The 13,022-nt window shown below is 70.4% G+C and carries 10 protein-coding genes and 3 pseudogenes; 3 read left to right on the top strand and 10 right to left on the bottom strand.

What is annotated here, in order from left to right; genetic code table 11:
* Positions 1–57 precede the first annotated feature (57 nt).
* Genes ACWC1K_RS21010 through ACWC1K_RS21000 form a run of 3 tightly spaced genes read right to left on the bottom strand, consistent with a single transcriptional unit; the run spans position 58 to position 2,921 of the window.
* Positions 58–909, bottom strand: a complete 852-nt coding sequence (locus ACWC1K_RS21010; protein ID WP_450833263.1) for a bifunctional methylenetetrahydrofolate dehydrogenase/methenyltetrahydrofolate cyclohydrolase — start codon at positions 907–909, stop codon at positions 58–60.
* Positions 910–935: 26 nt separating this feature from the next.
* Positions 936–1,781: a formyltetrahydrofolate deformylase gene (gene purU / locus ACWC1K_RS21005; RefSeq protein WP_388924339.1), complete on the bottom strand. Its 846-nt coding sequence runs from the start codon at positions 1,779–1,781 to the stop codon at positions 936–938.
* 18 nt (positions 1,782–1,799) lie between these two features.
* Complete coding sequence (locus tag ACWC1K_RS21000) at positions 1,800–2,921, bottom strand: aminomethyltransferase family protein (RefSeq protein ID WP_450833261.1); 1,122 nt, start codon at positions 2,919–2,921, stop codon at positions 1,800–1,802.
* 113 nt (positions 2,922–3,034) lie between these two features.
* Here ACWC1K_RS21000 and ACWC1K_RS20995 point away from each other — a divergent pair, with 113 nt between their 5' ends.
* Positions 3,035–3,640 (top strand): TetR/AcrR family transcriptional regulator, encoded by a 606-nt coding sequence (locus ACWC1K_RS20995; protein ID WP_450833259.1) that lies wholly within the window; start codon positions 3,035–3,037, stop codon positions 3,638–3,640.
* A gap of 184 nt (positions 3,641–3,824) precedes the next feature.
* Here ACWC1K_RS20995 and ACWC1K_RS20990 read toward each other — a convergent pair.
* The 4 genes and pseudogenes from ACWC1K_RS20990 to ACWC1K_RS20975 form a co-directional block, all read right to left on the bottom strand.
* A pseudogene (locus ACWC1K_RS20990) lies at positions 3,825–4,057 on the bottom strand (SpoIIE family protein phosphatase); the annotation flags it as partial.
* Positions 4,058–4,109: 52 nt separating this feature from the next.
* Positions 4,110–5,639: an acyl-CoA synthetase gene (locus ACWC1K_RS20985; RefSeq protein ID WP_450833257.1), complete on the bottom strand. Its 1,530-nt coding sequence runs from the start codon at positions 5,637–5,639 to the stop codon at positions 4,110–4,112.
* A gap of 26 nt (positions 5,640–5,665) precedes the next feature.
* The gene (locus tag ACWC1K_RS20980) at positions 5,666–6,238 is read right to left on the bottom strand and encodes a flavin reductase family protein (RefSeq protein WP_450833256.1); all 573 of its coding nucleotides are present in this window, start codon (positions 6,236–6,238) and stop codon (positions 5,666–5,668) included.
* Entirely contained in the window at positions 6,235–7,476 is a 1,242-nt protein-coding gene (locus tag ACWC1K_RS20975; RefSeq protein WP_450833254.1) for an acyl-CoA dehydrogenase family protein, read from the bottom strand. The genes ACWC1K_RS20980 and ACWC1K_RS20975 overlap by 4 nt, the downstream gene beginning before the upstream one ends.
* Positions 7,477–7,703: 227 nt before the next feature.
* Between ACWC1K_RS20975 and ACWC1K_RS20970 the strand changes: the two genes are divergently transcribed.
* Complete coding sequence (locus tag ACWC1K_RS20970; protein ID WP_450833253.1) at positions 7,704–8,609, top strand: LysR family transcriptional regulator; 906 nt, start codon at positions 7,704–7,706, stop codon at positions 8,607–8,609.
* Positions 8,610–8,627: 18 nt separating this feature from the next.
* On the opposite strand, the pseudogene ACWC1K_RS20965 reads toward ACWC1K_RS20970, so the two are convergent.
* From ACWC1K_RS20965 to ACWC1K_RS20955, 3 genes and pseudogenes are all read right to left on the bottom strand, one after another.
* Positions 8,628–9,653, bottom strand: a pseudogene (locus ACWC1K_RS20965) (maleylacetate reductase); the annotation flags it as partial.
* A 145-nt stretch (positions 9,654–9,798) separates the two neighbouring features.
* Positions 9,799–10,108, bottom strand: a pseudogene (locus ACWC1K_RS20960) (FAD-dependent monooxygenase); the annotation flags it as partial.
* A complete protein-coding gene (locus ACWC1K_RS20955) occupies positions 10,086–11,183 on the bottom strand; it encodes an alpha/beta hydrolase (RefSeq protein ID WP_450833251.1) in 1,098 nt (365 codons plus the stop codon). The pseudogene ACWC1K_RS20960 and the gene ACWC1K_RS20955, both read right to left, overlap by 23 nt.
* A gap of 285 nt (positions 11,184–11,468) precedes the next feature.
* Here ACWC1K_RS20955 and ACWC1K_RS20950 point away from each other — a divergent pair, with 285 nt between their 5' ends.
* On the top strand, positions 11,469–11,810 hold the full coding sequence (locus tag ACWC1K_RS20950) for a hypothetical protein (protein WP_450833250.1): 342 nt from the start codon (positions 11,469–11,471) through the stop codon (positions 11,808–11,810).
* The last annotated feature ends 1,212 nt before the right edge of the window (positions 11,811–13,022 follow it).

Below are 13,022 nucleotides of genomic sequence, written 5' to 3'. Positions count from 1 at the left end.
CATGCGGAGTAGGGGGCACGACCGCACGGTCCTGCCCCCCCACGCTCTGCGCCGACGTCAGCCGCTGCGCTCCGCCGCCTCGACGATGTTGGTCAGCAGCATGGCCCGGGTCATCGGCCCCACTCCGCCGACCGGCGGTGCGAGGGAGCCCGCGACCTGCTCGACGTCCGGGTGGACGTCTCCGAGGATGCCCTCGACCGTCCGGGTGATGCCCACGGACAGGACGGTGGCGCCCGGCTTGATCCAGTCGGGCTTGACCAGATGGGCCACGCCTGCCGCGGCCACCACCACGTCGGCGACGCGGGCGTGGGCGGCGGTGTCCTGGGTGGCCTCGTGGCACAGGGTCACCGTGGCGTGCTCGGTGCTGCGGGTCAGCATCAGGCCGAGCGGGCGGCCCACGGTGAGCCCGCAGCCGATGACGCAGAACTGCTGTCCGGTGATGGGCACGCGGTTGCGCCGCAGCAGGTCGATGATGCCGCGCGGGGTGCAGGGCAGCGGCCCCGGCATCCCCAGCACGAGTCGGCCCAGGTTGGCGGGGTGGAGCCCGTCCGCGTCCTTGGCCGGGTCGATGAGCTCCAGTACGGCGTGGGTGTCGATGTGGGCCGGCAGCGGCAGCTGGACGATGAAGCCGGTGCAGGACGGGTCGGCGTTGAGCCGGAGCACGGCGGCCTCGACATCGGCCTGGGTCGCCGTGGCGGCCAGCTCCACCCGGATCGACGCGATGCCGACCTGGGCGCAGTCGCGGTGCTTGCCGCCGACGTAGGAGCGGCTGGCGGGGTCCTCGCCGACGAGGATGGTGCCCAGCCCGGGAGCGATGCCCCGGTTCTTCAACAACTGCACCCGCTCGGCGAGTTCACGTTTGGTCTCGGCTGCCGCGGCCTTCCCGTCGAGCAGCGTCGCGGTGGTCATGTCGTACGAGCCTCTCGGTGCGGTCGTCAGGCGAAGACGACGGTGCGGGAGCCGGTGAGGACGACGCGGTCCTCCGCGTGCAGCCGGACGGCCCGGGCCAGCACGATCCGCTCGACGTCCCGGCCGATCGCGACCAGCTCGGGTGCCGTGTGGCGGTGTCCGACGCGGACGACGTCCTGCTCGATGATCGGACCCTCGTCCAGGTCGGCGGTGACGAAGTGGGCGGTGGCGCCGATGAGTTTGACGCCCCGGTCGTGGGCCTGGTGATAGGGCTTGGCGCCCTTGAAGCCCGGCAGGAACGAGTGGTGGATGTTGATGACTCTCCCGGAGAGCCTGCGGCACAGGTCGTCGGAGAGGACCTGCATGTAGCGGGCGAGCACCACGAAGTCGACCTGGTGGTCGGCCACCAGCCGCAGCAGCTCGGCCTCCGCCTCGGGCTTGGTGTCGCGGGTGACGGGGAGGTGGACGAAGGGGATGCCGTACCGCTTCGCGACCGGTTCGAGGTCGGGGTGGTTGGACACGATCAGCGGGATGTCGACGGGCAGTTCGCCCAGGTCCCAGCGGTAGAGCAGGTCGACCAGGCAGTGGTCGAACTTCGACACCATCAGCAGCACCCGGCGGCGCTGCTCCTCGGGCCGGACGGTCAGCACGGGGTCGAAGCGGGCCAGCCGCAGCGCGAGTTCGTCCCGCAACTTCTCGGTGTCGGCCGCGGGTGTCTCCAGGCTCACACGGATGGTGAAGATGCCGGTGCCGGGGTCGGAGAACTGGGCGCTCTCCAGGATGTTGCCTTCGGCCTCGGCGACGCCGGCGGCGAGTGCGTGGACGATGCCCGGCTGGTCGGGGCAGCGGAGCGTGAGTATGTAGCGTTGCACGTCAGGATCTCCGTCGGGTCAGGCCCGGACGCGGGCGCGCTCGGGGTCGTACACGGGGGTGGGCCGGACCGTGGCGTCGGCCTTGGACCCGTCGGTGGCGACGGCGGTCAGCGTGGTGCCGGACTTCACGGCGTCGCGGTGCACCCGGGCCAGGCCGAGGGTGGCGCCGTCGAGGGCGGGGGAGGGCACCGCCATCGTCACGTAGCCGATGTCCCGGCCGTCCAGCTCCAGTCGGGCGCCCTCGGCGCTCTCCGGCGCCGCGTCCACGACGACGCTGACGACACGGCCGGTGACGCTGTCCTTCTTGGCCAGCAGCGCGTCGCGGCCCTGGAAGGGGCCCTTGTCGAAGTCGAGCGCCCAGCCCATCCGGCATTCGAACGGGGTGACCGTGTGGTCGTACTCCAGCTCACCCATGATCATCCCGGCTTCGGTGCGGCAGGTCAGCAGGGCGAGGGCGCCGAAGGCCCTGATCCCGAGGTCCGCTCCGGCCTCGAAGACCGCGTCCCACAGTTCCAGCGCGCGCTCCCGCGGGACCTGGATCTCGTAGCCGAGCTCGGCAGTGAACCCGAGCCGGCTGACCTGTGCGGGGATGCCCGCGACGAGGGTGTCGCGCAGGAAGGTGTAGTAGGGGAACGCGGCGCTGGAGACGTCGACGTCGGTGAGGCGCTGAAGGACCTCGCGGCTGCGCGGGCCCTGAAGGGTCAGGACGGCGGACTCGTCGCGGCGTTCGGTGACCGTGGTCCCGGCGGGGGCATGGGCGGCCAGCGACTGCTGGGTGGCCGGATCGCCGCCGGTGACGACGACGTGGTCCGGCGCGAGGACGGCCACGGTCACGTCGTCCACCATCATCCCGTCGTCGTCGACCACGACCCCGTAGGCGATGCGTCCGGCGCCCAGCCCCTTGACGCTCCGTGAGAAGACGGCGTCGACGGTCGTGACGGCGTCCTCGCCCTCGACGTGCCACTTGTAGAGCATCGAGTACTCGGAGGCGCCGACGGCGGTGCGGATGGCCTCGTACTCCTCCGCCGGATCACCGATGGCCAGCGGTACGGCGTTGCCGTAGACGTCGATCCACTCCTCGACGTGGTCCGCGTAGCGGGGAGCGAACGGGGTGGTGCTCAGTCCTTCGGGAAGGGCCATGGGAACTCCAGTGCAGAGGGGAGGCGAGCGCTGGAGCGAGAATCTATCCATCTGGATAACTTGTCAATAGGATAGATTGACCTTCGGGGAACAGCCGGACAGAGGGAGGGTCAGTGACTGCCGAGGCGGAAAGGGACGGAGCTGCCGGCCAGGAGGCCCGGCCCGGTTATGGCGAGGGGCGGGGGGCTCTCCTGGAGGCGGCGGTCAGGGTGGTGGTCCGTGGCGGCCTGCGAAAGCTGACGTATCGTGCCGTCGCAGCGGAAGCCGGTGTCACGCACGGGCTGGTCGCCCACCACTTCGGTTCGCGTGACACGCTGCTCGAAGAGGCGCTGCGGTGGTGTGTCGCCCGCAGCGTCGAGACGTCCTCGCTGGTGCCCGCCAGTGGAAGGCTGGAGGATTTCGCCGCGACCCTGGCCGACTTCGTCGCGGCCGACCCCGACCTCCAGATCTTCCAGTACGAGCTGAAGCTCGAATCCAGTCGGCGGCCTGAACTGCGCCATCACGTCGACCTGCTCTACGACGCCTACCGCAATGCTGTCCGCGAGGCGCTGGCCTGCCTCGACGTGTCACAGGAGATGACGGGCATCGTGTTCGCGGCCCTGGACGGCCTGGTCTTTCACCAGGTCACGTCCGGCGCACCGGACCGCATCGACGAGAGCGTCGCCGCCTTGCGGCGACTCCTCGCGGCCCATCGCGCGCAGGCGTCCGGCGTTGCGTGAGCCGAACCTCTCCTGCACCTACTTCAGGAGCGGCGATGACGAGCACCTTCAAAGGGCGTGATCAGCCAGTCCGGCCGCAGGGCAGGTCTTCCTCTGCCATACCGACGCCCCTGGGCGCGACCGCGGTGCTGGACGAGCAGGTGCGGTTCGCCGGAAGGCCAAGGAACTGTTCGGCTGGGCGTCAGGATTCGACTGGCGGGCCGCCCAGGCCGAGGGGCGGTCCGGCGGGAAGGGCCACCAGCTCAGCGTGTCCTTCCGGGGTCACGAGCACGGGTGGGGATGGCCCGCTCGCGCCATGACGCAGTGCCGGGAGACTGGATCATGGATGGCGTACAGGCAGGTGACGCCCCATGCCTGGTCCTCGGCCGCGGTGGGTCCGGAAGGCAGGGCGCCGGTCCGCGCCACGAGGTCGCCGAGACGGGCGGTGGTGACCGTGTGGCGTGGCGTGTTCGGATTCCCTGGCCTGGCGTCATGCCTCCTCGGCGCCGCGGTCCGGCAGGGAGCCGTACTGGCTGCGCAGGCGGGCCTTGAGGATCTTGCCGGTGGCGTTGCGGGGCAGGGCGTCGACGAGGACGACCGACTTGGGGAGCTTGTACTTGGCGAGTCGGCCGGACAGGGAGTCCATGATGTCGTCGGGCGACACGTCGGAGCCCGCGCGGGGCACGACCAGCGCTCTGCCCACTTCGCCCCATCGTTCGTCGGGTACGCCGATCACCGCGCATTCGGCGACCGCGGGGTGCTGGTACAGGAGTTGCTCGACCTCGGCCGGATAGACGTTCTCCCCGCCGGAGATGTACATGTCCTTGATGCGGTCGACGATCGTGACGTACCCCTCCTCGTCGACGGTGGCCGCGTCTCCGGAGCGGAACCAACTTCCTTCAACGAAGGCGTCCTTGGTCGCTTCGGGCCACTGCCAGTAGCCCTTCATCACGTTGGGGCCCTCGATGATCACCTCGCCGACCTCGCCCGGTGCGACGTCGGTGAGGTCGGGTCGCACCACGCGTACGTCGGTGAAGAAGCAGGGTGTGCCGGCCGAGCCGGCCTTGCGGATGCTGTCCTGTGCGCGCAGGCCCAGTGCGGCGGGGGCGGTCTCGGTCAGGCCGTACGCCTGGAGGAAGGTCAGGCCGCGGCCCTGGTATGTGTGGATGAGGGCCTTGGGTACGGGTGCCGCCGCGCACTGCAGGATCCGGATCGACGACAGGTCGGCCGTCGCCCACCGCGACGACCGGGCCATGGCCTGGTACATCGCGGGCACGCCGAACATCCTCGTCACCCGGTGCTCGGCGATGACGTCGAGCACCCGTTCCGGGTCGAAAGCGCGCATCAGCACCGACTTCCCTCCTTTGAGGAAGCCCGGCAGGAAGACGGCGTTGAGGGCGGCGGTGTGGAACATCGGTGCCACCACCAGAGCCACGTCGTCGGAGGCGATGTCCACGTCCAGCAGCATGTTGAAGCAGTTCCAGGCGATGTTGGCGTGGGTGAGCATGACCCCCTTGGGACGGCCGCTGGTGCCCGAGGTGTACTGGATCATGCACACCTCGTCGAGGCCGACCGTCTCGTCCAGGGGGTCGTCCGGTGCGTTCGCCAACAGCTCCTCGTACGCGCTCCCCACCTCGACGTACTGCTTCACCTCGACGTCGTCCCTGAACGCGTCGACGACGTCGGTGAGTTCGGCCGCGAACACCAGCACCGACGCTCCCGAGTCGCCCAGGATGAAGGCCAACTCGGGTGCCGCGAGGCGGGTGTTGAGCGGGACGAAGACGGCGCCCAGCGCGTTCGCGGCGAACAGGGTCTCCGCCAGGGCCGGATGGTTCGCGCCGAGGTAGGCCACCCGGTCGCCGTGCCCGACCCCCAGGGCACGCAGGGCGTGCGCGAGCCGCGTCACGCGCGCGGCCAGCTCCCCGTAGGACAGGGATCCACCGTCGTGCACGACGGCGGTGGCCTCCGGCGCCATGCGGGCACGCCGCACGGGCCACGAGCCGAGCCCTTGATCGCGCATGGTGCGTCTCTCTTCTCTCAGAGTTCTCAGAGCCAGTCGGGCCAGGTGTAGTCGGCCGATTCGTCGTGGTCCCGGCGGGGCGGCAGCGGGGCGAGCCGCCCCCGGGAGAAGACCAGCGGTGCGGCGCCGGTCTTCTCCACCCCGAGTTCCCGGACGTGGCCGAGGACGAAGTAGTGGTCGCCGAGGGTCCATACGTCGGCGATGTCGCAGTCGATCCAGGCGGCGACGCCCGCCAGGACGGGGCTGCCCGAGGCCGCGCCGCGCCACGGGTGGCGGTCGAAGACGTCGGGTGCCTTGGCGCTGACGTCCCGGCACAGGCCCTCCTGGCCGGCGGCCAGCACGTTCACGCAGAAGGAGCCGCCGGCCATGATCCTTGGCCAGGTCGTGGAGGAGCTGCCGGGGAGGAACGCGACGAGCGGAGGGTCCAGGGACACCGAGGTGAACGAGCCGATCACCATGCCGACCGGGGTGCCGTCGGGTTCCTTCGCGGTGACCACCGTGACACCCGTCGGGTAGTGGCCGAGCACGTGCCGGAACCGGCCGGGGTCGTCCGCCGGGCCACCGCCGGGCGCCGTCGCGGCGGGCGTCCGCCGGTTCACGCCGGGGTCTCCAGCCCGAGCAGAGAACGGGCGTACGCCGTGGCCCACGAGCCGTGCTGCGCGTTGATGTGGGTCTTGTACGTGGCGACGTCGCGCAGGTACCGCTGCATGCGCTGGCCGTTCGCCAGCGCGCTGGAGCCACTGGCCGCGGCCAGCATCTCGACGGCCTGGCAGGCGAGTTGGCCGGACTGCCGGGCCGTGACGGAGAGAGCCTGGTCGTCCAGTTCGGAGAAGGGCTCGCCCCCTGCCAGGCCCCGGGCGGCGTACGCGACGTAGTCGTCGGCGACCGACAGGATGATCCGCTGCGCGCTGTCGGCCAGGGCCGTGGCCAGGCCGAGGTTGCGCTGGTGTTCCGGGTCGTGGCTGCGCGGCTTGAAGGGCGGCAGCAAGCTGTTCTTGGTGGTGATGATCCGCTGGTACTCGTCGACCGCGGCCCAGGCGGTGCCCGCCACGATCGAACACAGCTGGATGTTGAAGAACGGCATCAGCCGGCCCGCGTACATCGGGTTGCCGTGCAGTTCCACCCCCGGCCCGTCGGTGGCGTCGGCCGCCCCGAGGTGGGTCCTGGACACGTACTCGTACGGTACGAGGACGTCCTCGGCCACGACGCTGTTGGAGCCGCTGCCGCGGAAGCCCAGGATCTCGCCCCAGTTGTCGAGCATCCGCCAGCCGGAGGGCACGAGCACCATGCCCGGCACGGGTATGCCGCCCTCTTCGTCGATGATGAGCACGCCCCCCAGGAAGTGCGTGGAGACGTTGACTCCGGAGGCGTAGTCCCAGCGGCCGTTGACCAGGTATCCGTCGGGGGTCCTCGTCGCGGTGGCGCTCGGGGCGATCGGCAGCGGGGCCCGGAAGTCACCGTCCGGCCCGAACACCTCGCGCTGGGTGCTCTCGGGAAAGCGGCCGGCCACCACCAGGCTGTGGGAGGCGGCCAGACACAGGTTCCAGCCGCTGGACGGGCAGCCGCGGGCCACCTCGGTGACCATCCGGGAGTAGGTCCGCAGGTCGAACTCGTAACCGCCGAAGCGGCGTGGCTGGAGGGACCGGTAGAAACCCGCCTCCAGGAACGCCTTGTGCGTGTCCTCGGAGATACCGGTCCGCTGTTCGGTCTCGTCCTGGTGATCACGAAGCCAGGCCCTCATGCCGGCGGCCCGGCGCACGAGTTCCTCCGGTGTCAGGTCCGGCTCCGGCTGCGGAATCTCGATGATTTTCTCGGCTGCCTCGGTTGTCTCGGACAATTCGCACCCCATCCGCTGCTGTTCTGGGTCGGCCTGAAGGGAGTGTTGGCAGCGCGGCGAAGGACCGTCCAATGCCGGTAACTGGGAGCTTGATGAGTGTCGCGCATCACAGCAGTTCGGAGGGGGTGACGGGAATGCCGCACATTTCTGCCTGGTGACGTGCGGGGAAGCGCGCGGTAACGTGGCGCGGACCACAACGCTGTGGACCTCGCCTTTCTGGAGGCTGAGTGGAACTCCGGAACCTGCGCCATTTCTCGGCGCTCGCGGAGACCTTGAACTACCGGGTCGCCGCCGAGCGGCTGCACCTCACCCAGCCCGCGCTGACGCGATCGATCGCCGCCCTGGAGCGTGAGCTGGGTGTCCAGTTGTTCGACCGCGACAAACGGCATGTGGCGCTCACCGCCGACGGCTCGGAACTGCTCCAACGGGCGGGCGAGGTGCTGGCCGATGCCGACCGGCTCGCCGCCACCGCAGACGCCATCAGGGCCAGGCGACGGGACGAGGTGCGGATCGCGCTCTACGGGGTGGCTCTCGCGGAGCTGACGCATCCGGTCATCGAGGCGTTCTGCGAGCGGTATCCCAGAGCCACGATCCGGGTGCACGAAGCGGACTTCCACCAGGGGCAGGCTCCGCTGCTGGCCGGCGAGTGGGACGTGGCGCTGATGTGTCTGAACGTCGACATGCCGGGCCTGACACGCGTACCGATCTTCACCGAGCCCGTTTCCCTCGTGCTGTGGAAGGGGCATCCGCTGGCCTCGGCCGCCGCGGTGGACATGACCGAGGTCTACGACCAGCCCTGGGTCACCCCCCACCCGGATGACGACTTGTGGGTGGGGGGACACCACGGGGACCACGACGCCCCGACAGTCGGCTCCCACGCCCGCTCGGTCCTGGACATGACCTCGAAGATCGCCTACCAGCACATGGTGGGACTGATGCCCCTGTCGGGCGCCCGGATGTTCCCGCACCACCCGGGAGTGGAGACCGTCGCCCCGAAAGAGCCCCTCCACGCAGTGGCCGCGGTCGCCTATCCGAAGACGGGCCACTCGCCCGCCGCCCCCGCGTTCGCCGAGGTCGCCCGCCAGGTGGCCCGACGCGCGACCGGCGTTCCGTACGCCGAGATCTCCCAGTAGGAGGGGCGAGCCGCCGTACGGCGGCTCGCCCGCCCAGGCCGCGTGCAGGACGGCGCGCAGATCGTCGGCGGAGGCCGGGCGGGGATTCGCGTACGGCGCCCCGAGAGCGACATCGACCGCACGGTCCACGTCGGCGGCGGTCAGGCTCAGGTCGGCGAGCGATCGCGGGATGCCCAGCCGCTCGCCCAGCTCGTGCAACTCCCTTACCGGGTCCGGGACATCGAGCGCCCGGCGCAGCGCCGCCGGTGCCTCGGGAACCGCCGGCGCGCTGAAGGCCGGCACATGGGGCAGGGCGACGGCGTGTGTCTCGGCGTGCGGCAGGTCGAACGTGCCGCCGAGCACATGGCAGAGCTTGTCGTGCAACCCCATGGTGGTGGCGCCGAGACAGGCACCGCACAGCCACGCCCCGTACAGCGCGCGGCTGCGCGCGTCATGCCCCGAGGGGTCGGCGACGATCTCGGGAAGGGCCGCGACCGGCGTCCGCACACCCTCCTCCGCCATGAGGGAGACGATCGGAGTGGAGTCCGGGGCGTACAGCGCCTCGACGGCGTGCGCGATCGCGTTCATGCCGCTCGTCGCGGACCCCACGGGCGGCATGGTGAGCGTGGGCAGCGGGTCGTACACGACGCTGCGCGGCAACACCTTCGGGTCGCGCCCGGTGCGTTTGACCGCGCCCTCGGTCAGGCCCTGGACGGGTGTCATCTCCGGTCCGGCGTACGTCGTCGGGACGGCGACGATCGGCAGGCCGGTCCTGAGCGCGACGGCCTTGGCCAGGCCGGCCACGGAACCGCCGCCGACCGCCGCGCAGCCGTCGGCCCGGGCTTGGCGAGCCGCTTCGACGGCCAGGTCGGCGACCTCCACCGGGACGTGCGTCACCGCCCCCGCGTGCAGCCCGGCGCAGGCGTCGCCGGGAGACGCGGCGACGGCCCGGGCCGTGTCCAGGCCATGGTCGTCGCACAGCACGAGCACGCGACGCAGGCCGAGAAGCGCGACCTCGTCGGGCACCGCGTCCGGGACGGCACCCGACCGGAAGAGGACGCGCATCGGCTGGGCCTGACAGGTGAAGTACAGGGCGCGTTCCCTCACGCGATCACCGGTTGCAGCACGATGTCGGAGCGCGCCCGGCCGAAGGGGTTGGCCAGGCCCAACTCCGCGGCCTCCTCGGGGGGAGTCCACCTCGACGAACTCCTCGACCACGGCCGAGCTCCTCGCCCGCGATGGCGGTGAAGGAGACGGTGTTCCCCATCAGATGCTGCGGAGTGGCCTGGGCGATCACATCCTCTTCGGCACCCAGGTCACGCGGCACTTCTATGGTGCGCTGGTGGGTGATGTGCGCCCGGGGGCGTGTTCGCGAGGCGTGAGTAGCGGGTGACCATGACGTTCGGCACGCCCTAGGTGCTCAGCGCCAGTACGGCGCTCGCTCCCGCGGGCCCGCTTCCCACGATGAGCACATCGTCTCGACGGTCGGCACGGTGGTCATCGGGACGTTTCCTCCGCATCCGTCAGCCGCTTGTTCAGCCAGGTCATCAGTGCCTCGGCCACGTCGTCGGAGTTCTTCTCGCCCATGGGCAGGTGACCGTTGCCCGTGAAGCCCAGGTCCGCCAGGCGCAGCAACTCGACGTCGGCACCGGCCTGGACGAGGTAGTCGGCGACACCGTGCTGGAACGCCGCGAACGGCGAGGCGTCGGCCGCGACCACGGCGATCGGGAAGCCCTGGAGCCCCGGCAGGGACCGCACGGCGCCTGCCTTCTCGTCCTGGACGAGACAGTCCTGCAGCCCGTCGCCCCCCGCCTCGCGCAGCCGAAGGCGCAGTTCCTCCGGGGTCCGTACCGGCGGCTCGTAAGTGATCGGGGCCGCGGTGAGCCCCCACTCCAGCTTTCCGAGGCCGGGCAGTTCGGTGAACGGCGGCCCGATCGGCTCGACGGAGACAAGGGCCTTCACCAGCCCGGGCCGGGCATCGGCGACCAGCCAGCCGAACGGCGCCCCCATGGAGTGAGTGATCAGCACGGCCGGTCCGATACGGTCCAGCAACTCGGCCCCGCAGCGCCGCATCTGCTCCTCGTTCTCGGCGAAGGTGGGCAGCGTCGGGCCCTGGCTCGCCATCAACTGGTCCAGCGCGGAGTCGTCGCCGATCTCGCCGCTGCCGGGCCACTGGCTGCCAGGTCGTCCCGCCCCCTCGCAGAACAGCCAGCGGATGAACTCGTACGTCGGCGCCGCGCCCTCGATGGGCCCGAGGACATCGGGGTGGTACGGGGAGCGCCCGTGACCTGGACGGTCGACCACGTACACGGCGTAACCGGCCTGGAGGAAACGGGTGGCCCAGCCGGGGCGCCCGTCCGGCGTGGACAGGTAGTCCGTGCCCTGGCCGCCGCCCCCGTGGACCATCACCACGGGCAGCGGATGCCGGAGATCGGCCGGGATCTGGTACTGGACGTACATCGCGGCCTCGGCGGCGGTCCCGGCCTCGGTCGGCTTGCGCCCGACACCGACCCAGAACGCGCCTTGCTCGCTGATCGTCAACGGCGAGGTGGCACGGGCCGGCTCGGCGGTTGCGGGTGGTGGGGAGATGGTCATCGTCGAACCTCCGTCACGGCGTCTGCGCCCATGCCCAGCACTATTGGTGATCGGCTCCGGGGCGGTCCAATGCCGGTTGGGGACGCCGTGATGCATGGCGCTCATCAGCGTCCCCGAGGGCGGCTGCTTCACCGGGAAGGTGCGCGTGGCGGCGAGGGTGACCAGGGCGTCGGTGCAGAGCGCGGCCTCCAGCTGAGACCCAATCGCTCGGCGCGCACGACGTCGAAGGACGACTCCACGAACTCGGCGACGACGGGCGGCCGGCCGGGCAGTACGTGAAGCTGAGTGAACCTCAGCGGCTACTTCGCCAGCCGCTTCGGCTGCCAGGTGAACGCCGAGAATGACGCCACCCTCGCCACCGTCGCCGAGCACGGGCGCGGCTGCGCCCGCCACATCGACGATGTCGTGGGCATCCTCGCCGGCCCGGCGCACCGGTGCCGGGATGATCGTCGGCGGACGGCTGCACCGGGCCCGAACGGCGCCGCCGGCGAGATCGGGAACCTGCGCCTACTGGGCTGGTGCGACGCCCCCGGCGGTCTGGAGGCCCACGGTGCCGACGCCGAGGCCGTGTTGAGCGCCGCGCCGAGCAGCGCATGGAAGCAGCCGCCCCGCTCCAACCGCCGCTAGCGCTGCACCGTGCGGCCCGCCTTCCTGCTGGGCATCGCCGTCTCACTCTTCGCGAACATCGCCGCGGCGCCGGCCCTGGCCTGGAAACCCATGGCCGAGCACGCCAAGTGGACGCGCAGCACCGCGAATTGCACGGCTGTCCCGTCTCGGCCGAGTCGCTGCGCAAGGAGTTGCACATCGGCACCGAACGGTCCCGGCAGTTGGTGAGATTGATTCGGGCCGGTCAGAACGGTGACGCTCTGCAGTAATGAGGGTTGCCATCCCTCCCCTCGCGCTCCCTGCCAAGTCGGACGGAGTTTGGCTGGAAACTCGGGCAGGTCTACGGACGGCCTAAAGGGCGTTGGGCATTCCCTGCTGTTCTGTCGACCCATGGTCGATGGACGGGTGTGTGGAGTGTCGGTGGCCGCCTTCGAAACCTGGCCGCGCACGGCCGGTGCGCCCGCCGTCGTACGCGTCGACCTCACCGAGGTTCAGCAACGCCGGTCACCGCAACCGCTGGAGCGTGGCGTGTCCGGTGTGGAGTCGTCGTCTCCGCAAGGCTGTTACCGGTCGCGATGCGGGGTGCATCGAGCGTCTGTCGTCCAAGGCTGTGCGGCTACCGAGGTTGATGTGCCACGTGAGAGTGGGGCTGGCCGTGCCGCTACCCACGGTGACAGCGCAGTCGGCTGTTGACCGATCGTGAGGCTGCACGCCATGAGTCCTCATGTTGGGGGGACTCAGACGTCGGGAAACGTGGCTGCGGCGGCAGCCGGCTGTTCCCCGTCGTGCTGACGTCCGCGTCCCACAGGCTCAGGTCCGCCAGGGGTCTCGTCCACGTACCAAGCAGAACGCGGCACTCCATCGCGCAAATTGTCGAAAGTGACCCTTGACTTCCCGGTGGTCCGGAGCGGGCCGTCCGTGCGGCCTCGGTGTCTGCCTGCTTGAACAGAGCGCTGAGATTCCGCTTTCTATGTGCCGTGGAGCGCTCCCACCCGCAGTCACAGCCCCGTGCTCACCGACAAGATCCCGTCGGACAGACCCTCTCCGCGCCCGGCAGCACAGGTCACAGGCGCGTCCTCCGTCGCCGCGGCACCCGCAGGCGGCCACCGATCCAATGGAGCCATCTTCAAATCTCGGGCACAAATTCCACACGTTCCACTCTCCAGATGGGTTCCGATGGTCTAGATTGACCTTGCTTCGCATGCTGGGACACGAGGCGACAAATGGTGATCC

Source organism: Streptomyces sp. NPDC001492 (assembly GCF_053597275.1).
This window is presented reverse-complemented; position numbering and strand designations above follow the sequence as displayed.

Bases quoted from the DNA above. Each gene is read 5' to 3' on its own strand.
- ACWC1K_RS21000 (WP_450833261.1), bottom strand. From the start codon at position 2,921: ATGGCCCTTCCCGAAGGACTGAGCACCACCCCGTTCGCTCCCCGCTAC.
- ACWC1K_RS21010 (WP_450833263.1), bottom strand. From the start codon at position 909: ATGACCACCGCGACGCTGCTCGACGGGAAGGCCGCGGCAGCCGAGACC.
- ACWC1K_RS20955 (WP_450833251.1), bottom strand. From the start codon at position 11,183: ATGACCATCTCCCCACCACCCGCAACCGCCGAGCCGGCCCGTGCCACC.
- ACWC1K_RS20985 (WP_450833257.1), bottom strand. From the start codon at position 5,639: ATGCGCGATCAAGGGCTCGGCTCGTGGCCCGTGCGGCGTGCCCGCATG.